Origin of the sequence: Rathayibacter sp. KR2-224, assembly GCF_049446075.1 — a bacterium.
GTDB lineage: Bacteria > Actinomycetota > Actinomycetes > Actinomycetales > Microbacteriaceae > Humibacter.
Genome location: NZ_JBMSEB010000003.1, coordinates 137858 through 160310 on the forward strand (window position 1 = coordinate 137858; position 22453 = coordinate 160310).

A 22453-nucleotide genomic window follows, 5' to 3' on the forward strand; every position below is an offset into this window, starting at 1 on the left:
TCAAGTCTAGGGTTGAGGTCGTGCCCCTCCGTCGCGCTCACCTGACCGCTTCGACGGCGCAGAGCGAGCTCGCAGAAGCCCTGGCCGCTCTTCGCACGGAGCTCGACATTCCACGAGACTTTCCGCCAGAGGTGCTCGAAGAGGCGGATGCCGCCACCGCGACACCCCCCGCGCTCGACTTGCGAGACATCCCGTTCGCCACACTCGATCCCGCCGGTTCCAAGGATCTGGATCAGGCTTTCCAGTTGGAGCGCCGGGGTTCGGGCTGGCGAGTGCGGTACGCCATCGCCGATGTTCCGGGCTTTGTCAGACCGGGCGGCGCGGTGGACGGCGAGGCGCGCCGCAGAGGGCAGACGCTGTATGCGCCGGATGGCACGGTGCCGCTGCATCCGCTTGTGCTGAGCGAGCAGAAGGCATCGCTGCTGCCCGGGCAGGACCGCACCGCGTTCGTCTGGACGTTCGACCTCGACTCTGCGGCCGTGGTGACCTCGCATCATGTGGAGCGCGCATGGGTACGCTCGCGCGCGCAGCTCGACTACGTCGGCACGCAGGCGGCATTGGATCGGGGTGAGACGGGCACGCCTGCGGCCTTGCTTCCCGAGATAGGCCGGGCACGGCTCGAGCAGGAGCGGTTGCGTGGCGGTGCGAGTCTCGACCTACCGGACGAGGAGATCGTGCGGGATCCCTCCGGCGCCTACCGGATCGTGAGGCGTCGTCCGTTGCCGCTCGAGGACTGGAATGCCCAGCTGTCGCTCATGACCGGCATCGCTGCCGCCGAGCTGATGCTCGGGGCACGGGTGGGCATCCTGCGGACGATGCCGCCCCCGGAAGCCACCACGGTCGCCGCGTTCCGGCTACGGACGATCGCTCTCGGGCGGCCGTGGCACGACGGCGTGCCATACGGCGAGTATCTGCGTGGGCTCACCGGCGACGACCCGCAGACGCTCGCCCTGTTGCAGGCCGCAGCATCCCTGTTCCGGGGCGCCGGTTACGTCGCGTTCGACGGTGAGGCGCCGGCGAGCCCCGCGCAGGCCGCCGTGGCGTCTCCCTACGCGCACGTCACCGCGCCGCTGCGCCGTCTCGTCGACCGTTGGGGCCTGGTGGTGTGCGAGTCGATCTCTTCTGGAACGGACGTGCCGGATTGGGTGCGTGAGAGCCTGCCTGCGGTGCCCGGCCTCATGCAGACGTCGACGGAGCGAGCTTCGCGGCTGTCGACAGGAGCGCTTAACCGGGTAGAAGCGGCGACCCTCCTCGACCGGGTGGGCGATCGGTTCACCGCGTGGGTGCTCGACGTGCACGAGGGAAAGGCGCGCATCCAGCTGACCGACCCGATCGTGACCGCGTCGTGCCGGGTACCGGAATCGGTGCGTGCCGGGACGACCATCGATGTCGTGCTGGAGCATGCCGACATCGGCAGCGGGACCGTGCAGTTCGAACCGGCCGGCGGGACCTCGGCACAGCCGCTCGAAGAGGCATCGTGACGACGATTCTGCTCACCGGATTCGAGCCGTTCGGATCGGATGCCGTCAACCCGTCCGGGGATGCCGTGCGGCTCGTCGCGTCGCGCTGGGCCGCACCTGAACTGCTCGTGACCGAGGTTCTGCCAGTGACGTTCCGCGGGTCGGTGTCGCGCCTGTACGAGCTGCTCGAGGAGCACGATCCGGATGTGGTGATCGCGACGGGGCTGGCCGGCGGCCGTTCAGTCGTCTCCGTCGAGCGCGTCGGCGTGAACCTCATCGATGCCCGCATCCCGGACAACGACGGCGAGCGGCCGATCGACGAGCCGTCGCTGCCCGGCGCGCCGGCTGCGATCTTCGCTTCACTGCCGGTGAAGGCGATCGCGCGGGATGTCGCTGCCGAGGGCATCCCCGTCGGCGCGTCACTGACGGCGGGTTCGTTCGTGTGCAATCACGTGCTCGTTCACGCGGCGCGGTGGGCCGAGGATGCCGATGCCCGCGCCGGATTCATCCACTTGCCATGGGCGGCGGGACAGGCGCCGAACGACGAGCCGGAGCTGCCGCTCGAACAGCTCGCGCGGGCGATCGAGATCGCGATCCGCACCACGCTCGACGCCGCTAGCGACATCCGTGTGCCAGGCGGCTCTCTGCACTAGACGCCGGCCGCCTGGAGTTCAGTGACCGACAGTGACCGAAGGCTCTCCGACGGGAGCCGCAGCGCCCATCTCGTCGGCGATGCGGTTCGCCTCCTCGATGAGCGTCTGAACGATCTCCGACTCGGGGACGGTCTTGATGACCTCGCCCTTGACGAAGATCTGGCCCTTGCCGTTGCCGGATGCCACTCCCAGGTCCGCCTCGCGCGCCTCACCGGGGCCGTTGACGACGCATCCCATGACGGCGACGCGCAGCGGCACGCTCATGCCCTGCAGGCCCTCGGTGACGTTGTCGGCGAGCGTGTAGACATCCACCTGTGCGCGGCCGCACGACGGGCAGGAGACGATCTCGAGCTTGCGCTCGCGCAGGTTGAGCGATTGCAGAATCTGGAGGCCGACCTTGACCTCCTCCACCGGCGGCGCCGAAAGCGACACCCGAATGGTGTCTCCGATGCCCTCGGCGAGCAGGATTCCAAACGCCGTGGCGGACTTGATGGTGCCCTGGAACGCCGGTCCGGCCTCGGTCACGCCGAGGTGCAGCGGCCAATCGCCGCGCTCGGCCAGCATGCGGTAGGCCTTCACCATGACGACGGGGTCGTTGTGCTTCACAGAGATCTTGAAGTCATGGAAGTCGTGCTCCTCGAACAGGCTCGCCTCCCAGACCGCCGATTCGACGAGCGCCTCCGGCGTCGGCTTGCCGTACTTCTGCAGCAGGCTCGGCTCGAGAGATCCCGCGTTCACCCCGATGCGCAACGACACGCCGGCCGCTTTGGCACGCCTTGCGATCTCGCCGACCTGGTCGTCGAACTTGCGGATGTTGCCCGGGTTCACGCGCACCGCCGCGCACCCAGCGTCGATGGCCGCGAACACGTAGTTGGGCTGGAAGTGGATGTCTGCGATGACGGGAATCTGCGACTTCTTCGCGATGATGGGCAGCGCCTCGGCGTCGTCGCGGCTGGGCACGGCAACGCGCACGATGTCGCATCCGGATGCCGTCAGTTCGGCGATCTGCTGCAGCGTCGCGTTGATATTCGTGGTCGGCGTCGTGGTCATCGACTGCACGCTGATCGGGGCGTCTCCGCCGACAAGGACCTTCCCCACCCGGATCTGCCGCGACTTGCGACGAGGGTGGAGCACTTCCGGGACCTTCGGCATACCGAGATTCACTGCTGGCACCGCATCAGTCTAGGTCGCGGTACCCGGCGCAACCTGGCCGTCTCGCGTCGCCCTTCGCCGCCGCTCCCCGCCGCTCCCTCTCGCGAAGAAAGGAAGAGGAGGGGGCGCCGGAGCGGCGGATGCTTGGCTCAGACGCGCGAGTTCACACCCGTCACGAGTTCGACGAGCGCGTCGGTGACGACGCCTGGGTATTCGATGTGGGCGGAGTGGCCGCAGTCGCGCTTGGCCAGCTCGCGGAAGCTGCCGCCGGCATCCGCGTACCGTTTCAGCACGGCCCTGGTCTGCGCCACCATCGGCTGAGGCGGCGCGACCTTCTCGCCGGGCCACCCGGGCAGGACGCCCGCCTTGCCCAGCGTGTTCAGGTCGAAGAAGGTCTCGTCACCGACGATGGCGTCGTCTCCGCCGTGGATCCACAGCACCGGTGGCTTGACGGCGAGGTCGACGATGCCCGTCACATCGAAGTACTTGGGCGCCATGGTGTTGAGCACGCCGCGCGTGCCGGGTGCCATGCCCGGCCAGTTCGCCGACGGCACGGAATCGCCAGGATAGTTGTCGTCTCCGACCGCGGTGGTCAGCATCGATGCAACCCAGAGGTCTTCGTGGCTGCCGTCGTAGCCCGCAGCCACATAGGAGGAGCGGAACACCGAGCGTGGCGAGGTCGGCTCGTCTGCGGAACGGTCACCGGAGGCGAGCCTTGAGACGAAGTCGGGGTTGGCACCTCCTGCGCCGACACCGGCGTCGTCGTCGGTGAGGCGCGTGCCGTCCGCCGCCGTGCCACCGAACCCGTAGGGCGAAACGGGTGAGATCAGCGTGACCGACGCCACCGCCTCTGGCCGGTCGATCAGCTGCTGCAGCACGACGCCGCCGCCCATGCTCCACCCGACGAGGTGCACGCGCTGGATGCCGAGGGCGTCGATGACCGACCACACGTCGTCGGCGAAGTCGCGAATGCCGCGCGTGGCATCCACAGGCAGCGTCTCGCTGTCGCCGAACCCGCGCAGGTCGACGGCGACGGGCCTGATGGCGGGCGGCAGCAACAGGATCACGGGCTGGAAGAACAGGGACGACGAGCAGTTGCCGTGCACGAACACGACGGTCTCTCCTCGAGTGGCACCCTTGCGTTCGAGCACGTTCGCCGTGAGACGGGGCGTGACGACGCTCTTCGCCGTGATGCCCTTGAAGAGCTTCTTCATGGTCGGTTCCCTTCTGGAATGGTCGGCAGGATGCCGTGCTCTCGCGTTCGCCTCTGGCCGAGCGACTGCCCGGACGGGTCAGCGTCGCCGGGCCGCGCATCGCCGATGGCAGACGCGACCACGCCGGCTACGCGCTCTGCACCGTTCTCGTCGAGCACGATCGTGTAGTGGTTCACGTCGGGCACCTCGTGCACGCGGATTCGCGGCACCTGCTCGAGCGCCGCGTGCAGCACGGCGTCGGGGTAGAGGGGCGGCACGTCGTTCAGCAGCCCGCGAGGGGAGTGCAGAAACTCGATGGGCGCTCCAGAGTGGGCGACGGCATCCAGATATCCGTCGTTGCCACTCTGCTGAACGATGTTCGTCGCGACCGCCTCGAGGCGCGTGCGTGGCCGGACGCCGCCGTCGACGTCGTCGAGGTCGTAGAGAACGTAGTGTTCGATGTCGTCGTTCCAGTGCTGTGCGAATGCGGGATGCCTGCGCCAGAAGGCGAGGTACGCGTCGCGATCGGGGTAGACCGTCGTCAGCCGATCGCCCGCCGGACCGAGGAGCCGGGCGGGCGCCGACTCGTCCTTGGGGATGCCCGCCGGCCACGGGAGGGGAAGCCCGCCGTCGACCAATACGAGCGCGGCCACCCGGTCGGGATGCCTCGCGGCGGTCCACCCCGCAACGAAACCGCCCATCGAGTGGCCCAGCAGCACGGCGCGTTCGACTCCGAGGTGGTCGAGCACGCGTGCCAGGTCGTCTGCGTGATCGGTCATGTTCCACGGCGGAGGAGCATCCGCGCTGCCTGCCCGCCCGCGCAGATCCGGGGCGACCAGGCGCACCCCCTGCAGGAATCGCGCGACCATGGCCCACGACAGATGCGACGCCGTGATGCCGTGTACGGCCAGGACGACGGGCGCGCTCTCGTCGCCGTTACTCGGTTCCCAGATGGCGCCCGCGAGTCGAGCGCCGTCGACGGGGAACGTCACCGGGACGTACTTCACTTGGCACTCCATCCGCCGTCCATGGCGTAGCTGGCACCGGTGACCATTCCCGCTTCGTCGCCTGCCAGCCACACGGCGAGAGCGGCGACCTCGTGCGGTTCGACGAGCCGTTTGATGGCGCTCTCGGTGAGCATGATCTTCGGCACGACCTCGTCTTCGGGGATGCCGTGCACTCGGGCCTGGTCGGCGATCTGCTTCTCGACGAGTGGTGTTCGCACATACGAGGGGTTGATGCAGTTGCTCGTCACGCCCTGCTCGGCACCTTCGAGGGCGGTCACCTTCGACAGCCCTTCGAGTCCGTGCTTGGCCGCCACGTAGGCGGACTTGTAGGCGGATGCGCGCAGACCGTGAACGCTGGACAGGTTGATGATGCGGCCCCAGCCCCGCTCATACATGCCGGGCAGCACGCCCCTGATCAGAAGGAACGGTGCCTCGAGCATGAGGCGGATGATCAGCTCGAAGGCGTCCGGGTCGAAGTGCTCGATCGGGCTCACCCGCTGGATGCCTGCGTTGTTCACGAGGATGTCGGTGTCGAGCCGCAACGAGGCCAGGGCCTTCGTGTCGCTCAGGTCGACGCGCCACGCGGCTCCGTCCACCTCGGCGGCGACTCGCTCGGCGGCGTCGCCGTCGATGTCCGCAACCGTGACGGATGCCCCCGCTGCTGCGAACGCCGTAACGCACGCTGCGCCGATCCCACTGGCCCCTCCGGTCACAAGCGCCCTGCGTCCGGTCAAGTCCGTCATGGTCGACACCTTCCCGGCCCCGAGCGTCGGCGCCCAGGGGCATCGTCGCGCCCCGCGCCCCGCGTGTCAACGAGGCGGACCGCCGAAGGCGGCCGGGGTCGCCGACAAGGCGCTGGCCGAATCGGGCCGCAGCTCAGCCGGGCAGCGTGATCGGCTTGACGATGTCGGCGTATGCGAGCAGCAGGCTCATGGCACCGAGCACGATGATGACGGCATAGGTGAGCGGCATGAGCCGCGCCAGGTCGACCGGCTTAGGGGCACTGCCTCGACGCGTCGCCTTGAACCAGCCGCGCTTCAGCCACTCCCAGATGGCGCCGGCGATATGTCCGCCGTCGAGCGGCAGCAGCGGGACCATGTTGAACACGAACAGCGCAAGGTTGAGCGATGCGAGCAGGCTCAGCATGAGCTGGATCTTGGACACGAAGGCGTACGAGGAGCTGTCGGCGATCTCGCCGGCCATCCGTCCGACGCCGATGATGCCGACGGGGCTGGACGCGGACCGCTCCCCCTGCCCGAACGCGGCGTTCCAGATGCCGACCATGCGCTGCGGCAGGTTCACGACCACGCCCGCGACCTGCCCCAGCTGCTGCCCGGTCGTGCTCAGCGCTGTGCCGATGGACTGACGCTCCAACTGACTGGTCGGGGCGATGCCGATCATGCCGACGTCTTTCGTGACCGAGGATCCGTTCGCCTCGGTGACCTGCTTCTGCGTCTTCTCCGGCGTCACGGTGAGAGCGACCCGCTTGCCGTTGCGCTCGACGACCACGGGAACGGTGCGGCCTGCCGAACCCTCGATCAACGTCGACAGCTGGTCCCAGCTCTTGATCTCGGTTCCGCCATACTCGACGATGCGGTCTCCCGATTTCAGCCCAGCGGCCGCAGCAGGGGAAGCCGGATCGGATGCCGCACACGTCGTCGACGACGATGATGCGGGCTTGAGGCACTCCGACACGGTCTGCACAGTGGTGCTGGCACCCTGAAGCCCGATGCCGCACAGCATGATCACGATGAGCACGAACGCGATGACGAGGTTCATGAAGGGTCCGGCGAGCATCACGACGATGCGCTTCAGCGGGTGCAGCAGGTAGAAGGCCCGGTGCTCTTCGCCGCGCGGAATGGTCTCGGCACTGGCCTGACGCGCCTCGTCGGCCATGGTGCCGAGCACGCTTCGACGTTGCTGGGCGCGCTCCGCGGCCGGCGCCCCGATGGCGCCGTCCGTCATCACGAGCGAGTTGTAGAAGCCGGTGGATGCGTCTCGCGGCGCCTCCCCTGGGCGCCTGGGAGGGAACATCCCGATCATCGCGATGTAGCCGCCGAGCGGAAGCAGCTTGACTCCGTACTCGGTCTCTCCCCTGCGGAACGAGAACAGCGTCCTGCCGAAGCCGATCATGTACTGCGTGACCTTCACACCGAAGGCCTTCGCCGCAGTGAGGTGGCCGAGTTCGTGAAGCGCGATCGATACGGCGAGGCCGACCACGAAGATCAGCACGCCGACGACGAAAGGCAGCACGGAGGACATGTAGGCATGGTAGCCAGGCGCTCCTGAACGGCGGCGGGGCGAATGCAGGTTCTGGCGTTCTTCGCCGCCTCCTCGCGGCATCTCCTCACGAAACGCATAGCCAGGCCACGTTAGGGTGAGAAGCTGACTCGCCTGCGGCCACGGATCACGTCGCCTGAGGCCGACGTCCACGCTGTTTTCGACATCCCCCTTATCGAAGAGGACGCAGATGGCTACTGGCCGCGGTGCGAATGGTCCGAGCAAGAAGGACCGCCGAGAGGCTGCGCGTGAACACGCGCGACTGATGCGCGAGGAGGCGGCGAAGAAGGCGCGCCGACGCAAGTGGTGGATCCAGGGATCCGTCGCCGTTGTCATCGTCGCCGTGCTGGCCGTCGTTGCGCTCGTGATCGTGAACTCGATTCCGCAGGGTCAGACGGCGACCGGGCCGAAGAACATGGTCAGCGACGGCATTGTGCTGACCGGTTCGACCAAGGCCGTTCGCACGCCTGCGCTTGCTGCCGGCGAGAAGCCGACGCCGACCACGCAGTCCGACACGGCCAGCAAGGCGTACATCACGATCTACGAAGACCTGCAGTGCCCGTACTGCCAGCAGTTCGAGCAGACCAACATGACGCAGATCGAACAGTGGCTCGACGCCGGGCTTGCCCAGCTCGAGGTGCATCCGCTCAACTACCTGACGTCCCCCGCGAACGGAGGCTACTCGCTGCGGGCCGGCAACGCCGTGGCCTGCGTGGCCAGTGACGCTCCCGACAAGTTCCTCGCGGTGAACACGGCGCTGTACGCCAAGCAGCCGCAGGAGAACACGGGCGGACTGGCGAACTCGAAGATCCTCTCGATCCTGAAGAGTGCAGGCGCGAGTTCTGCCGACATCACGAAGTGTGTGAACAACACCAGGTACTCGACGTGGCTCAACGCGGCGACGAAGCGGGCGACCACTCAGAAGCTGGCCAACTCGAACATCACGACGTTCACTGGGACCCCCACCGTGATCGTGAACGGCCAGCAATACAAGGGTTCGCTGACCGACGCGAACGCCTTCGCATCGTTCGTGCAGTCCACCGTGGGCGGTTCGACTTCGACACCGACCCCGACGCCGACCGCAACCAAGTAGCCGAACGGGGGTCGGCGAAAGTCGACGCCCGGCTAGGCGTCGATGACGGAATCGGCCCGCTCGCGGGCCCAGCGTTCCGCCTCGGCGAGCGTCGACAGGTCGAGGGCGGCCGGTGCCTCGTGCTCATCGACGACCCGCCGAACCGTGTCGACGATGCCGAGGAAGCCCAGTCTCCCGGCATGGAACGCGGCCACCGCCTGCTCGTTCGCCGCGTTGAACACCGCCGGATACGTGCCACCCGCACGGCCGACGTGTTTGGCCAGCGCGACGGCGGGGAAGGCATCCTCGTCGAGAGGCTCGAACGTCCATTGCTGCGCACGGGTGAAGTCGAGTGGAACGCCGACGTCCGGAACGCGGTGCGGCCAGTCGAGGCCCAACGAGATGGGCAGACGCATGTCGGGCGGCGAGGCCTGCGCGATGATGGAGCCGTCTGTGAACTCCACCATCGAGTGCACGATGGACTGCGGGTGCACGACGACGTCGATGCGGTCGTAGGGAACGTCGAACAGCAGGTGCGCCTCGATCACTTCCAGGCCCTTGTTCATCAAGGTCGCGGAGTTGGTCGTGACGACCGGTCCCATGTTCCAGGTCGGGTGCGCCAGCGCCTGCTGCGGCGTGACGTGTGCCAGCTCGGCACGACTGCGCCCCCTAAACGGCCCTCCGGATGCCGTCACGAGCAACCTGCGCACCTCGTTTTCGGCGCCCGCCCTCAGCGCCTGAGCGATGGCGGAGTGCTCCGAGTCGACGGGCACGATCTGCCCCGGCTTCGCACGGGAGGTGACGAGGTCGCCGCCGACGATCAAAGACTCTTTGTTGGCCAGCGCGAGCGTTCTGCCCGTCTCAAGGGCGGCAAGCGTGGGACCGAGACCGATGGATCCCGTGATGCCGTTGAGCACGACGTCGGCCTCGAGGTCACGGACAAGTTCTTCCGCCTCGACCGCGCCAAGGGCGGTGTGCTCGACGTGGAACTCGGCGGCTTGTGCGGCGAGCAGCTCGCGGTTGCTGCCCGCTGCGAGCCCGACGACGTCGAACCGCTCCTGGTTGCGCCGGATGACGTCGAGCGCCTGGGTACCAATCGAGCCGGTGGATCCGAGAATCAGTACCCTGCGCATCCGCTCATCGTATCCGCGGGCGGTTGAGGCGCTCCGAGCGGTTCTCTGATGCGGGAGGCGGGCACTGACCGCCGGGCAGACAGCTCCCGATCAATGCTGGGTCTTGAGGATGTCGATGACGAAGACGAGCGTGTCGGTGCCCTTGATGCCGGCCTGGGCGTTGCCCTCGCTCTTGTAGCCGTCCGCCGGCGGAATGATCACCTCGACCTGCGAACCGACCGTCTGGCCGACCAGTGCCTTCGTGAAGCCCGTGACGAACCCGTTCGCCGCGTTCGTGTACGGCGCGCGTCCCCAGGTCTGGTCGAAGACCTTCCCATTGCGCCACAGCAGCCCCTGGTACTGCATCGTGACGGTGTCCGTGGCCGCAACTGTTTCTCCGCTGCCCTTCTTGAGCACCTCGATCTTGGTCTCGGTGGGAGCCTTCTCCCCCTTGGGTATCGTCACCGTCGGCTTGCCGTCAGAAGCCAGCTTGACCTTGGGGAAGCCCGCCTGCGCGGGCTGAGGTGCGCCATCGGCCTTGGTGGGAACTGCGTCGAGGATGTCGACGACGAACACCACGGTGTCGGTGGTCTTCAGGCTGCCGACGGCAGACGGGTCCGCGCCGCCCCAGGCATCCTTGGCGGACGACGTCATGACAAGACGTGAACCGACCGGGGCGCACTCCACCGACTGCGTCAAGCCAGGGATCATGGTCTGGTCGCCGACGGTGATGGGCATGGCCGCCGTGCCCGCGTATCCGTTGCTCGTGAGCTTGGCGCCGCTCGTGCCGTTGTAGGCGACGAGCGCGACGTCGACCATGCTGCCCTTCTTCGCCTCGGCGCCTTTGCCCTTGCTGACGTAGGAGCGCTGGGTGCCGGATGCCTTCAAGGGCTTGTCGAACGTCACCGTCGGCTCAGCGCCCGCGTCTCCCGTCACCTTCACGGCATCCGAGACGCTCCCGGCCTTGGGCGGATTGCACGCCGTCGACGCCGAACTGGTGGTGGCCGACGGCGATGCCGTGCTCTTGCTCGGGCCCGAGCTCGCACATCCCGCTAGGAGCAGGGCTGCTGCAGCGGACACGGCGAGAACGGCGGAGGTTTTCAGGCGCACGGCAAAGGCTTTCTGAACGGGAATGGGGGCACTCCAGTCTGCACCACGCCGCCTCTGCTCCCGCTGGGAGGCGCCGGAACGACCCCGGACGCGCCCACCGTACGATGGAGGGATGCCCGCCGAATACTCCGTTCCCCGCGAATTCTCGGTCCCACAGAGCCGTGCCGTTGCGACCCCGCTTCCTGGCCCCCGTTCCGTCGACCTGCAGAAGCGTCGCCAAGCATCCGTCTCGCGCGGAGCCGGCACCCTGGCCAATATCTACATGGACCACGCCTCTGGCGCCATCCTCGTCGACGTCGACGGGAACCGGCTCATCGACTTCGGTTGCGGGATCGGCGTGACGACCATCGGGCACGCGCACCCGGCGGTGGCGGCCGCCGCGTTCGAGCAGGCCAACAAGCTCACTCACACCCTTTTCACCGTGACTCCGTATGAGAACTACGTGCGAGTCGCCGAGAAGCTGGCCCAGGTGACGCCCGGCGATTTCGAGAAGCACTCCATCCTCGTCAACTCGGGTGCAGAGGCCGTTGAGAACGCGGTCAAGATCGCACGCAAGCACACCGGGCGACGTGCCATCGTCTCTCTCGAGCACGCCTTCCACGGTCGAACCAACCTGACCATGGCCATGACCTACCGCCCGTGGCCGGAACGTGCCGGAATGGGCCCGTTCCCCGGCGAGCTGTACAGCGTGCCAGGGAGCTACCCGTTCAAAGACGGCCTGAGCGGCGAGGAGGCCGCCGAGCGCACGATCGACTACATCGAGACGCACATCGGCGCCAGCGAGATCGCCGCATTCTTCGTCGAGCCCATCCAGGGCGACGGTGGCATCGTCATCCCCGCTGACGGCTACCTGAACCGCATCGCCGAGTACTGCCGCGAGAACGGCATCGTCTTCGTCGCCGATGAGATCCAGGCCGGCATGGCGCGAACCGGAACGTGGTATTCGATCGAGCACTTCGGAGTCGTTCCCGACCTCGTAACGAGTGCGAAGGGCATCGCCGGCGGATTCCCGCTCGCCGCCGTCACCGGCCGTGCCGAGATCATGGATGCGGTTCAGCCGGGCGGCATCGGCGGCACCTTCGGCGGCAACCCGGTCTCGACGGCCGCCGCTCTCGCGACGTTCGAGGTGATCGAGAACGAGAACCTCATGGCCGAGGCGCAGCGCGTCGAGCGCGCACTCCAGGCGCGCATCGGGGATTGGGCCGAGCGGTTCGGCGTGGTCGGCGAGGTGCGTGGGAAGGGCGCCATGTGGGGTGTCGAACTCGTGGTTCCGGGAACGCGACGTCCGAACCCGGAGGCGCTCACGGGCATCCTGCGCCACGCGACGAGTAACGGCGTCATCGTGCTGGACGCCGGGAGCTGGGACAGCGTGCTGCGCATCATGCCGTCGGTCGTGATCAGCGATGAGCTGATCGACGACGCGGCGAGCGTGATCGAGGTGGCGCTGGCGGCTCAGTCCGCCTGATCGGGAGCGGCTTGGCCAGCGGTTTCGTCGCGCTCAGGCGGCGAGGAGTTGCTGTTGGCCGGGTCGGGACAGGCCCTCTGCGCGGGATACATCGGATGACCGTGCCCGGGCATCCGTCAGCAGCTCCCGTCGCCGCGCCGTCAGGTCGAGCACAGGGGCAGGGGAACCGGGGTGACTTCGTTCGGCCACGATCAGCTCGGCATCCGTCTCCCGCATCAGCTCACGCAGCGTGATGCCCAGCACTGCGCAGACCGTCTGGATGATTTCGCTCGACGGCTCCTTGCGCCCCCGCTCGATCTCGGACAGATAAGGGAGTGAGATCGCCGACGACTGCGATACCTGACGCAGCGTCAGGCCCCTTGCCAGCCTCAATCGGCGGATCGCGGATCCGACCGCATGCCTGAGCAGCATCAGCTCTCCTCCTTGCGACGAGCGTTGGCACCACGTGACGTCGTGCCACGATGAACCGCGCGTTCATTCAGGCTACGTGCCTGGGCACCCGACTCAGGGCAAGAGCGGTTCTGCTCTGCGCGAAGTCGCCGTCGGCAGAAACCGTGTTCACCTCGGTACCGCCGGTCCGACGATGGAGCCACACCGGCCGGCCCATGAGGCCCGTTCGGAGCGAGGCGCTCCGACTGTGAGGGAGTGTCGGCGACCACGGGAGAGCACATGACAGACACGACCACCATCGCTCCGGTCTCACAGGTCTTCGACCGCCTGCTTCAGGACCGCATCGTGTTCCTCGGTGTCGAGGTCGATGATGCGGCGGCGAACGAGATCTGCGGAAAGCTGCTGCTGCTTGCGGCCGCCGACCCCCACCGCGACATCCAGCTCTACATCAACTCGCCTGGCGGCTCAGTGACGGCAGGCTTCGCCATCTACGACGTCATGCGCTACGTGACCCCCGACATCGTGACGGTCGGCATCGGGTTCGCCGCCTCCATGGCGCAGTTCCTCTTGAGCTCAGGCACGCCGGGCAAACGCTTCGTGCTGCCCAACACCCGTGTGGTGATGCACCAGCCGCATGGTGGGTTCGGGGGGACGGCGGCAGACATCAGCAGGCAGGCCGAGCAGATCGTCAAGTTCAAGAACGAGATGGCGCGACTCACGGCGGAGCAGACCGGCCACACACTCGAGGAGATCCTGCGTGACGGCGACCGGGACGCCTGGTACACCGCCGACGAGGCGGTGAGGTACGGCTTCGCCGACGAGGTCATCTCGTCTCAGGATCTGCTCGGCCGACTGACTCCTTCCATCTGACGCGTGCTCGAGTTCCGGCGCGGGCCACCTGGGCGGGAGCCGTGACCGATCGGAAGAGGGAGCGCATAGGGTCGATGTATGCCCGAACGCGAACGCGATCCTCAGCGCGCCCGGGGACCGGTTTTCGCCGAAGTGCCCGGCGACATCGTTATCGCCATCGCGGCCGCTGTCTCGGTCATCGCGCTGATGGTGCTCGCGGCCGTCGTGTTCGTTCCCTCGGGTGGAACCCCCTCCAGCGCCCGGTTCACCCCCGGGCTCATCATCAGCGACTTCGCGTTCTACGACTCGGCAAGCATGAGTCAGGCACAGGTGGAGCGGTTCCTCGAGACGCGCCAGTGCGTCCCGGCCGAAGGATCGCCCTGCCTCGCGGACTATCGACAGGACACTCCTGACGAACCCACCGAGTACGCACACTGCGCTGCGTACCACGGAGCGAGCAACGAGCCCGCGAGCGCCATCATCGTCAAGATCGGCCGCGCATGCGGAATCAGCCCGAAGGTCTTGCTCGTGCTTCTGCAGAAGGAGCAGTCGCTGCTCACGCACCCGACGGCATCCGGCTACCAACGCGCGACGGGGTACGGATGCCCAGACACCGCGGCGTGCGACGCGAACTACTTCGGCTTCTTCAACCAGCTCTACAACGCGGCATGGCAGTTCAGGGAGTACACGGTCGATGGCGCCTCCTGGCGATACCACGTCGGTCGAGTCGCGATTCAATACCACCCGAATGCCGCCTGCGGATCGAGCATGGTCGACATCCGCGATCAGGCCACGGCAAACCTGTACAACTACACGCCGTACCAACCGTCGCCGCAGACGCTGAAGCGCCCTGGTGCCGTAAGCGACTGCTCGACGTTCGGCAACTTCAACTTCTGGCGCCTCTACAAGGAGTGGTTCGGCTCTCCGCTAGCGCAGCGCTTTCCGCCTCAGTACGACGGATGCCTGAACCTGCGCGACGGCGCCCGTTGCTTCCCCGATCCGGTGACCGGCCTGTGAGTACCCGCCCGCTGACGCATTCCGATTCGGGAATACGAGGATCCGTAGCGTCGTGGAAATGACCACACTGTCGCGGCAGCAGTCCTCGTTCGTTCCGAACTCCACCGCGACAGCGTCTTCGGCGCGCTCGACGCTCTCGGCCGTACGCAGTGTTCGTGAGCACGGGCCAGCAGCGCCGACCGCGCCGGCACGCACTGAATTACGTCGTCCTCGGGCGGGCGGTGTGTACGCATTCGGCCGTTTCGTGATCGCTCCGCTGGCCAGGATGCTGTACCGGCCGCGGGTGCTCGGCCGAAGGAATGTGCCGAAGACCGGACCGGTCATCATCGCGAGCAACCATCTGTCGTTCATCGACAGCGTGGTGATCCCCATGGTGGCCCCTAGGCGCATCCAGTTCCTCGCGAAGTCGCACTACTTCGAGGGCCGCGGCTTCACCGGCTGGGCGAAGCGCACATTCCTCTCCGCGATCGGTGCGGTCGGGGTGCGAAGGGGCGCGGGCAGGGACTCGCAGGATGCCCTGGAGATCAGCAAGGGAATCCTCGAGGCAGGCAACGCGTTCGCCCTCTATCCCGAGGGGACTCGCTCACGCGACGGTCGCCTGTATCGCGGTCGCACGGGCGTCGCATGGCTTGCGCTGACGACCGGCGCGCCCGTCGTTCCGGTCGGCCTGATCGGAACGGAGCGCTTGCAGCCCGTCGGGTCGAAAGTGCCGAGGTTCGCGCGAGTCACGGTGGCGTTCGGCGCCCCCATCGACCTGTCCGCGTTCGGTCCGGCGGACAGCGGCAAGGCCAGGCGCCTCGCAACCGACGCCGTTATGGCTGAGATCCAGCGTCTCAGCGGCCAGACCGAGGCTGGTGCGTACAACGAGGCGCCGGCCGACGAGCCGGGCGCCTGACCGCCGGCTCGTCACCCGGACCTCAATCTGCGGACGTCGTCGGTTCGTGCTCGACCGGGAAGTTCACCGACGAAGCGATGAAGCAGAGGCTGGATGCCTCTTCGTGCAGACTCTGCGCGAGCTCGACCTGCGACGGGTCCGAGATGGTGACCGCCGGACGCAGCGTCACCGAGGTGAAGCGGCCGCCGCCGTCCGATGTGGTGGCCATGGTGCCTGTGGCCTCATCGGTATAGGCGGTGACGACGATGCCGTTCCGCTGAGCGACGTGGAGGTAGCTCAACATGTGGCACTGGGCAAGCGCGGCGACGAGCAGTTCCTCCGGATTCCACCGCTCCGCGTCACCGAAGAACACCCGGTCGCTCGAGCCCTCGATGGGCGGATTGCCCTCGGCACGCACGATGTGGTCGCGACCGTAGTCGCGGTATCCGCTCGTTCCCGTGCCTCGGTTACCGGTCCATTCCACCGTCAGCGCGTAGTGGTGGTCGACGTTCATGGGCGCAGACATCCTCTCTCGTGAACGGTCGTGCGTCGACGACCCGCTCCGCTCCACTCTGCCCCATCGCACACTCCGCCGCGTGGAGGTCGAGGATCGCACGGATCGTCCGCGGCCACGCAAAGATCCGCAACAGGGCGCTCGTTAGACTCGAACCACCATGAGCGATCCGGTGCGTGCCCACTCAGTGCCCGCCGGCACCTTCGAAGCCCCGGCGGCCGCCGAACTCGCGGTGGCCGAGCGCAGCGGGTTCATCGAGAATCGTCACATCGGGTCGGCCATCGTGCTCTCCCCCGACGGTGAACGGATGCTCACGCTCGGCTCCCCCGATTCCCACGTCCTTCCGCGGTCCACCCTCAAGCCTTTCCAGGCTGTCGCATCGATCGGCGCCGGCGCGCGCCTGGACGCCGAGCAGACGGCACTGGCAACGGCCAGCCACGCCGGCACCCCGCAGCACATCGCCGTCGTCCGCCGCATCCTCGCGGACGCCGGGCTCGACGCGGATGCCCTTCGTTGCCCGCCCGCCCTGCCCGCAGATCGTGGCGCACGAGACGAAGTGCTTCGCGCCGGGGGCGCGCCTGCGCAGGTCTACATGGAGTGCTCTGGCAAGCACGCGGGGATGCTGGCTGCATGCGCCGCCAGCAGCTGGACGATCGCTGACTACACCGACCCCAGGCATCCGCTGCAGCAGCACGTGAAAGACGTCGTCGAGCGCCTGACTGGTGAGAAGGTGGCCCACACGGCGGTGGACGGATGCGGTGCGCCGGTCTTCGCCGTCACGCTTGCCGGCCTCGCTCGAGGTGTGCAGCGCATGGCCACGGCATCGGAGCAGTCGCCGTTCGCGCTGTTCCGCAATGCGGCGTGGGTGCACAGGAGCGCGCGCGAGCATCCGTGGGCCATCTCGGGGCCGGGCAGGCCCGACACCGTTCTCATGGAGACGCTCGACTGCTATGCGAAGGCCGGCGCCGACGGGATGATGACGATCGCCACATCGGATGGAACGACCGCGGCCGTCAAGGTGCTCGACGGGAGCGTGTCCGCCGCGCGCGTGGCGGCCGTCGGTCTGCTCGCCAGAACAGGGGCGATCGAGGTCGCGGCAGCGAAGGCCGCGCTCGACCGCGCAGAGACCGCGATCCTCGGCGGGGGCGTACCCGTCGGTCGGCTTCGACCTGCGACCTGAACAAGCACTTCCCGGTCAACGGAGACCGCGGACGGACCTGAACGGTCCGCGACCGAAGAGAACGGAACAGAATGAGAATCTCGATCCCCCGTGAGATCAAGAACAACGAGTACCGGGTGGCCATCACTCCGGCCGGCGTGCACGATCTGGTCGCAAACGGACACGAGGTGCACGTGGAATGCGGGGCAGGCGACGGTTCGTCCATTCCCGATTCGGCGTATTCCGACGCGGGCGCTGTCATCGACCCGGATGCCGCCACCACGTGGGGGAACGCGGACCTGCTGCTGAAGGTGAAAGAGCCGATCGAAAGCGAGTTCGGCTACTTCCGTGACGGTCTCGTGTTGTTCGCGTACCTGCATCTTGCTGCGGAGCCCGAACTGACGCGTGCGCTCATGGACTCAGGGGTGACCGCGATCGCGTATGAGACCGTGCAGCGCCCTGATCGCTCCCTGCCGCTGCTCGCCCCCATGAGCGAGGTGGCTGGCCGGCTGGCGCCCATCGTCGGCGCCAACGCGCTGCTGAAACCGCACGGCGGCTCGGGGCTCCTCGTGCCTGGAGTGCCGGGAACCTACCCCGCGAAGGTCGTCGTGATCGGCGGCGGCGTCGCCGGGACGAACGCGGCGTCCGTTGCCGTCGGTCTCGGGGCCGACGTCACGGTGCTCGACACCAACGTCGCTCGCCTGCGGGAACTCGACGCTCTCTACGCCGGGCGTATCAAGACCGTGGCGTCGACGGCGTTCGAAGTGGAACGCGCGGTTCTCGATGCGGACCTCGTGATCGGTTCGGTACTGGTTCCGGGAGCAAAGGCTCCCAAGCTGGTCAGAAACGACATGGTGGCGAGGATGCGTCCGGGTAGCGTGCTCGTCGACATCGCCGTCGATCAGGGCGGATGCTTCGAGGACTCGCACCCCACCACGCACGACGCGCCGACGTTCCGGGTTCATGACACGGTCTTCTACTGCGTTGCGAACATGCCTGGAGCTGTGCCTCACACCTCCACCCACGCCTTGACCAACGCCACGCTCCCCTATCTGCGGTCCATCGCGAACAACGGCTGGAAGGCTGCCTTGCGCAGCGACCCCTCCCTGGCACTCGGACTCAACGTCGTCGACGGTGCAGTCACCAATGCCGGCGTCGCCGACGCAAACGGGGTGCAGGTGGCCGGGTTGCAGTCGATCCTCGGCTGATCGCACGGTAGAACCTCGCCGGACCGGCACCGGGAATGCGTCGCGGTCGGCAAGCGGATCGCCCTCGGAGGCTAGACGCATCATTGCGGCCACGCCGCTCGGGTGAACTGGGCGGCGTCGCAGACGAGCAGGTGCCCGGGTTCTGTGGCCGGAGGCAGCACGCGCGAGTGCAGAATGGCTCGCACCTGGCCGAGGCTGCACCCGTCGAACACGAGACGTGCTCTGCCACGGAGCCGGGTGAGCAGGGACCACTGTGCTTGCCAGGCATCCGGGTCAGCGACGAGCGCCACAGCGTGGCCGCCGTCCGCGATCTCGATGGCCGTCGAGTCGCTGTTGCCTCCTGACGAGGGGGCGCCGACGACGTCGGTCAGCTCGACGACGCGCAACTCGGCAAAGGAGGCTCGCAACCGCTGCGCGAACGAGCCGGGAGCACGCGCGACGACCAGGGTCAAGGAACCGGCCCTGAACTCGAGCGCAGGGGTCACCGTCTTGGCCCGCGCAGTGCCGCTGTGGTCGCGACGCTCCCCCGCGACGGCGACGTGGGCGACCTTGTCGCGCCACACACCTCGTCCAGGTGGCGCAGACGGGTCGAAAAGCTCGGCGGGGGCGCCGGCCAGCACGTGCTCTTGCCTGTCCGACTGGCGCAGCAGCAGCCGTTCGCTGAATCTCGCCTGCACTGCGCGCAAGCCGCTGGGCACGGTGGATGCCGTGCAGACGACGCCGATGCGGGCGCGCGCCCCATCGACGAGAAGCGATCGGATGCGTTCGGCTGCCGCGTCTCGATGTTCGTCGCCGAAGCGGTCGAGGAGGGCGTCGACATCGTCGATGAGCACGACCAACCCCGACCTCGGTGGCTCCGAGTGCAGAACAGCATAAGCATGCTCGAGCGCGTCCCATGCCCCTTCGATGTCCGGCGGCACCTCGATCGCAGGCCCTGGCCACTGCGCCCGGATCGTACGCAGGAGTGTCGATTTGCCTGTTCCGCGCATTCCGAGACCAAGCAGATGGGCTCGCAGCGGACGGTACAGGATGCCCTCCTGAACCTGCCGGTCCGGATCGTCTCGCGCGCCGATCACGACAGCCCCCTCAGGCGCGCGGACGAACGCGTCGAGTGGAATGTGCTCGGGAAGCGCGGGCAGCCACGGCGCACGAGGACGCGGCATGCCGCTCTGTGCGGTCGCGAGGGCATCCACATCGGCCGGGTCCGCGGTCGCTGCCTGCGCCGTTATCAGCTCGCCGTCGCGAGCGACCACAAGGCGCCCGGGCAGGGCATGCGGGATGAGGGCCGCGGCATCCGTGCCGAGAAGAGCCGTGCTATCGCTCTCGGATGCCAGCCGAAGCGAGATTCTGAGTGCGCAGTTCGCAAGGAGCGCATCACTCAACACGCCTGTGGCACGTTGCGTTCCGAGTACGAGATGCACGCCGAGTGCCCTTCCGCGAGCGGCGATGTCGGCGAAGAGCTCGCCGAGCTCGGGAAACGCTGCGAACATGGCCGCGGCCTCGTCGACGACGATGACGAGACGGGGTAGTTCCCCCTGCGCCTCTGCGATGTCTGGGATGCCCAGACGAGCGAGTTCCGCCTCACGTCTGCGCAGCTCGGCGCGCAGGCTCTTCAGTGCACGTGACGCTTCACCGTGCGCCAGGTCGGTGACGACTCCTACCGTGTGGGGCAGCGTGGCAAGGCGCTGGAACGCGCTGCCACCTTTGAAGTCCACGAGGAGGAAGTTCACGAGGCGGGGTGTCGTCCCCGCGGCCATCGCGAGCACCCAGCTGATCAGCAGCTCGCTCTTACCGCTTCCGGTCGTTCCCGTGACGATGGCGTGCGGGCCCGATGTCACGAGATCGAGGACGAGCGGTCCCGATGGTGCGACGCCGACAACCGCAGGGAGCGTTCGGAATCCTTCACCGCTTGCCGCCCTTGGAGGCGGTCCGCCGGCGCCTGTGAGGAGGTCGGCAAGGCGCACGGACGTTGGCAGGGGCCGTGCCGGATCGATACCCCGTGCTCGGGCGGAGGTCGAAAGGTCGCGCCCGAATGCCGCCGCCTCCCGAGCCGTGACGAGTTCGGCCTCGAGTTCCCCAGCGGCATCCATCGGCGACAGGACCGTCAACGCACCGTCGGGTCCGACGGACGCAACGAGCCGACATCCCGTAGGCAACTCGTCCGCCCGCTCGGCCACGGCGATCACCGCCATCGCGGGCGAACCTGTGCCCAGCGCCGGAGCACCGCGACGCGGCTCTTTGGTGGCGAGCAGGGCGGTGCGAACTGCGTCGCCGCCTTCTTGGACCGCGGGGTCGACGATGCACAGGCGCAGGGGTTCGTGCTGCGGTTCGGTCGCATGCGGGTAATCGTGCAGCCAGCCGTACGGCTCGCCCGATGGCGCTGCGATCGCCATTGCGCCTGGCGGGTGGGCATGCGCCAGCTGCACCACGAACCCACGGAGTGCCGCTCTGGCCACCGGCGGCAGACCGATCAGACCGATGCCGCCGGCCGGATCGATCAGAACGGGTGCGTGCGCGAGTACGCGCGCCGCTGCAAGCAGCTCGCGGTCACGCTCCGAGTTCGGAGATCCGGAAACGACGAGGGCGCTACTGGTGCTTCCCGTGCCGATTCGCACCGCGGCGAACCGGTCTGCGCCCGCCGACCATCGTCGGGGTCGGTGGGCAGGATCGGTCGCGAGGGAGCCCGCGCCCGGGTGCCGAGCTCCCAGCTCGGCACGTTCTCGCTCGTGCGCTTCGGCGACGTCGGCCAGAAAGCGGTCGGCCTCCGCGGCGTAGACACGGGCATCCGTTCGTCGCCGCCTGCGGGCGGAAAGTCGGCCGTCGATCGTGCTGGCGACGGCGATCACCGGGCTGAGCGCGGCGAACGCGAGCATGATGGGCGAACGAACGATCGCATAGAGCACCGCGGCCCCGACGAGCGGCGCAAGCACGGCCAGGAAAGGGAAGGCGGCCTTCGCCGGCGGCGGCGGATGCCTGGGCAGGGCGAGCGACTCACTCGCGGTGCGGTCGGGAACTGGCATGCATCAAGTGCAGCCGATGCCAGTTAGCGGGTGACCCAAGACCGACCCACTCGTGCATCGCTCCCGGGAACGGTCTTATGTGGACGGAAGGATCAGCGCACGTCGAACCAGTGGTCGCCGATCTCGACGCGCGCACCCCGTGGAACCCGATAGCGTCTGCCCGGTTCGCACCGATGCGGACCCCCTGCAGGCGGGATGATGACGGTTCCGTTCGCGGAGTACCTGTCGCAGATCCACAGGTCACCGCTCTCGACTCCGAACTCGAGGTGCGTCTTAGAGACCGAACGTTCGTGGTCTGCGATGGACACGAGTTGATCGAACCGCTCCCCCGGCTGCGTGAAGGGCCGACGCCCGAGCAGCCCGACCCCGACCACGACGACGCGCTCCCCCGTGGAGAACGAGAGCACGTACGGCACCGGCGCCACCGGACGGGTTGGGATGCCTGCCTCGGCGCCCCTGGTGATGCTTCCGACGCTGCTATGCCGCTGCACGCTCGCGATGTCATCGGTCGCTGGCACGCCGCGCACATCGGGAGACGACTCGGCGGGGCGAGCGGTCTGCGGAGGCTCGGTCTGCGAACGCTCGACCTGAGGAGTCGCCGCCTCAGAAGTCTCGGGCTCGGAAGTGCGGGCCTCAGAAGTCTGGGGCTCGGAAGCCACGGATTGGGAGGCCTCGGACTCAGAAGCCTGGGAGGTGTCGAGCTGGAAGAACTGTGACCACGACACATCCGACGCGGAGCGCGTCGACCGAGAGAACTGGGCCCGCTCCTCGGCGGACAGGACAGTGGTATCGCCCGGCCTCGGGTCGGCCATGCGGTCGCGAGGCACCGTGACGGCGTTCACCGCCCGTCCGCAGTTCCCGCAGAACATGGCGCCCTCGGGAAGCGCCGCACCGCATGACGCACAGTTCACCGCAACC

At 67.8% G+C, this 22453-nt stretch carries 20 protein-coding genes; 9 read left to right on the forward strand and 11 right to left on the reverse strand.

The features are described 5' to 3' along the window. Positions 1-20 precede the first annotated feature (20 nt). Positions 21-1481 (forward strand): RNB domain-containing ribonuclease, encoded by a 1461-nt coding sequence (locus ACO2Q7_RS15655; protein ID WP_423356643.1) that lies wholly within the window; start codon positions 21-23, stop codon positions 1479-1481. Further along, positions 1478-2113: a pyroglutamyl-peptidase I gene (pcp, locus tag ACO2Q7_RS15660; RefSeq protein ID WP_423356644.1), complete on the forward strand. Its 636-nt coding sequence runs from the start codon at positions 1478-1480 to the stop codon at positions 2111-2113. Before ACO2Q7_RS15655 ends, pcp begins: the two co-directional genes overlap by 4 nt. A gap of 18 nt (positions 2114-2131) precedes the next feature. Here pcp and ispG read toward each other — a convergent pair whose 3' ends face one another. The 5 genes from ispG to ACO2Q7_RS15685 form a co-directional block, all read right to left on the reverse strand. Beyond that, positions 2132-3265, reverse strand: coding sequence for a flavodoxin-dependent (E)-4-hydroxy-3-methylbut-2-enyl-diphosphate synthase (ispG, locus tag ACO2Q7_RS15665; protein ID WP_423356917.1), 1134 nt, complete (start codon positions 3263-3265; stop codon positions 2132-2134). A 149-nt stretch (positions 3266-3414) separates the two neighbouring features. Then, positions 3415-4479, reverse strand: a complete 1065-nt coding sequence (locus tag ACO2Q7_RS15670) for an alpha/beta hydrolase (protein WP_423356645.1) — start codon at positions 4477-4479, stop codon at positions 3415-3417. Further along, positions 4476-5465, reverse strand: coding sequence for an alpha/beta hydrolase (locus ACO2Q7_RS15675; RefSeq protein ID WP_423356646.1), 990 nt, complete (start codon positions 5463-5465; stop codon positions 4476-4478). Before ACO2Q7_RS15675 ends, ACO2Q7_RS15670 begins: the two co-directional genes overlap by 4 nt. After that, a complete protein-coding gene (locus ACO2Q7_RS15680) occupies positions 5462-6208 on the reverse strand; it encodes a 3-hydroxybutyrate dehydrogenase (protein ID WP_423356647.1) in 747 nt (248 codons plus the stop codon). The genes ACO2Q7_RS15675 and ACO2Q7_RS15680 overlap by 4 nt, the downstream gene beginning before the upstream one ends. A gap of 133 nt (positions 6209-6341) precedes the next feature. Next, positions 6342-7727, reverse strand: coding sequence for a M50 family metallopeptidase (locus ACO2Q7_RS15685; RefSeq protein ID WP_423356648.1), 1386 nt, complete (start codon positions 7725-7727; stop codon positions 6342-6344). A gap of 208 nt (positions 7728-7935) precedes the next feature. Between ACO2Q7_RS15685 and ACO2Q7_RS15690 the strand changes: the two genes are divergently transcribed. After that, entirely contained in the window at positions 7936-8838 is a 903-nt protein-coding gene (locus tag ACO2Q7_RS15690; protein WP_423356649.1) for a DsbA family protein, read from the forward strand. 32 nt (positions 8839-8870) lie between these two features. Here ACO2Q7_RS15690 and dxr read toward each other — a convergent pair whose 3' ends face one another. Together dxr and ACO2Q7_RS15700 are read right to left on the reverse strand one after the other, a co-directional pair. Beyond that, positions 8871-9950, reverse strand: coding sequence for a 1-deoxy-D-xylulose-5-phosphate reductoisomerase (gene dxr, locus ACO2Q7_RS15695; protein ID WP_423356650.1), 1080 nt, complete (start codon positions 9948-9950; stop codon positions 8871-8873). A 90-nt stretch (positions 9951-10040) separates the two neighbouring features. Continuing rightward, positions 10041-11039: an FKBP-type peptidyl-prolyl cis-trans isomerase gene (locus ACO2Q7_RS15700; RefSeq protein ID WP_423356651.1), complete on the reverse strand. Its 999-nt coding sequence runs from the start codon at positions 11037-11039 to the stop codon at positions 10041-10043. Positions 11040-11151: 112 nt separating this feature from the next. Between ACO2Q7_RS15700 and ACO2Q7_RS15705 the strand changes: the two genes are divergently transcribed. Continuing rightward, on the forward strand, positions 11152-12504 hold the full coding sequence (locus ACO2Q7_RS15705; RefSeq protein ID WP_423356652.1) for an aminotransferase class III-fold pyridoxal phosphate-dependent enzyme: 1353 nt from the start codon (positions 11152-11154) through the stop codon (positions 12502-12504). A 33-nt stretch (positions 12505-12537) separates the two neighbouring features. Here the strand turns inward: ACO2Q7_RS15705 and ACO2Q7_RS15710 are convergent, their stop codons facing one another. Continuing rightward, a complete protein-coding gene (locus ACO2Q7_RS15710) occupies positions 12538-12915 on the reverse strand; it encodes a helix-turn-helix domain-containing protein (RefSeq protein ID WP_423356653.1) in 378 nt (125 codons plus the stop codon). A 258-nt stretch (positions 12916-13173) separates the two neighbouring features. Between ACO2Q7_RS15710 and ACO2Q7_RS15715 the strand changes: the two genes are divergently transcribed. The 3 genes from ACO2Q7_RS15715 to ACO2Q7_RS15725 all read left to right on the forward strand — a co-directional run bounded on the left by ACO2Q7_RS15715 (position 13174) and on the right by ACO2Q7_RS15725 (position 15655). Beyond that, complete coding sequence (locus tag ACO2Q7_RS15715; RefSeq protein ID WP_423356654.1) at positions 13174-13764, forward strand: ClpP family protease; 591 nt, start codon at positions 13174-13176, stop codon at positions 13762-13764. A 78-nt stretch (positions 13765-13842) separates the two neighbouring features. After that, positions 13843-14760 (forward strand): hypothetical protein, encoded by a 918-nt coding sequence (locus ACO2Q7_RS15720; RefSeq protein ID WP_423356655.1) that lies wholly within the window; start codon positions 13843-13845, stop codon positions 14758-14760. Between the two features lie 58 nt (positions 14761-14818). Further along, entirely contained in the window at positions 14819-15655 is an 837-nt protein-coding gene (locus ACO2Q7_RS15725) for a lysophospholipid acyltransferase family protein (RefSeq protein WP_423356656.1), read from the forward strand. A gap of 22 nt (positions 15656-15677) precedes the next feature. On the opposite strand, the gene ACO2Q7_RS15730 is transcribed toward ACO2Q7_RS15725, so the two are convergent. Next, positions 15678-16148 carry an OsmC family protein gene (locus tag ACO2Q7_RS15730; RefSeq protein WP_423356657.1) on the reverse strand — a complete coding sequence of 157 codons (471 nt, stop codon included), beginning with the start codon at positions 16146-16148 and terminating at the stop codon, positions 15678-15680. 160 nt (positions 16149-16308) lie between these two features. Between ACO2Q7_RS15730 and ACO2Q7_RS15735 the strand changes: the two genes are divergently transcribed. Together ACO2Q7_RS15735 and ald are read left to right on the forward strand one after the other, a co-directional pair. After that, positions 16309-17328, forward strand: coding sequence for an asparaginase (locus tag ACO2Q7_RS15735; protein ID WP_423356658.1), 1020 nt, complete (start codon positions 16309-16311; stop codon positions 17326-17328). A gap of 71 nt (positions 17329-17399) precedes the next feature. Next, a complete protein-coding gene (gene ald / locus ACO2Q7_RS15740; protein ID WP_423356659.1) occupies positions 17400-18515 on the forward strand; it encodes an alanine dehydrogenase in 1116 nt (371 codons plus the stop codon). A gap of 80 nt (positions 18516-18595) precedes the next feature. Here the strand turns inward: ald and ACO2Q7_RS15745 are convergent, their stop codons facing one another. Beyond that, a complete protein-coding gene (locus ACO2Q7_RS15745) occupies positions 18596-21535 on the reverse strand; it encodes an FtsK/SpoIIIE domain-containing protein (protein WP_423356660.1) in 2940 nt (979 codons plus the stop codon). A gap of 92 nt (positions 21536-21627) precedes the next feature. After that, on the reverse strand, positions 21628-22446 hold the full coding sequence (locus tag ACO2Q7_RS15750) for a zinc-ribbon domain-containing protein (RefSeq protein WP_423356661.1): 819 nt from the start codon (positions 22444-22446) through the stop codon (positions 21628-21630). Between the last annotated feature and the right edge of the window lie 7 nt (positions 22447-22453).